Raw genomic sequence first — 666 nt, forward strand, 5'->3', positions numbered from 1 at the left:
GCTCGTAACAGAGGTAGTACAGAACTTGGTGGAGAAAACTTTAGTGGTAATGACTGGGATAGAACAGATAGACAGAGGAAGGTTATTAAAGCCTTAATTGATGAATTCAAGGGTGCATCCTTTACAAGTTTAGTTTCAGCAGTACAGAAAGTCGGTCCTATGGTTCAAACCAACTTTAAGTCAAATGAAATCACTTCTCTGTTTACATGTGCATTCAAAATTATGAAGTACCCAATGTATCAGTTTAATGTGCCAATCGGTGAAGAAAGTGACCAAAACAAACTTTGGTTCTATAATACATACTATCCAAATGGACAGAAATATGATGTTGTAGAAATTAACGATTGGGAGAAAACAAGAAGTAAAGTTGCCAACTTTGTATTTAATAAAGTAACTGACAAAAAGAGTAAGTTAACATATTAATTAAATACTACTAAAGTAGATAAAATGCCGATTTTACCTGTATTTTACAGTATTCTTCAATACAAATAAAAAATCAGGTGAAAACTATGTGAATATTGTCCAAAATTGCATTATAATTCTTTAAAAGAATTATATATTAAAGAACCTCTTGTATAATCTATTAGATAAAATATATTTAGAAAGGGGCAATATAGTGGCAGCATATCGTGGTACTCGTGGAGTTGAACCTCCAAAACCTAAAAA

At 31.5% G+C, this 666-nt stretch carries 1 protein-coding gene; it reads left to right on the forward strand.

Features of this window, described 5'->3' with window-relative positions:
* Positions 1 to 423 (forward strand): LCP family glycopolymer transferase (locus WMO18_RS10905; RefSeq protein ID WP_496196872.1); only part of this gene is annotated, 423 nt, incomplete at its 5' end.
* Positions 424 to 666: the final 243 nt, after the last annotated feature.

Origin of the sequence: Ruminococcoides intestinihominis, assembly GCF_040096285.1 — a bacterium.
In the GTDB taxonomy this organism is placed as follows: Bacteria; Bacillota; Clostridia; order Oscillospirales; family Acutalibacteraceae; genus Ruminococcoides; species Ruminococcoides intestinihominis.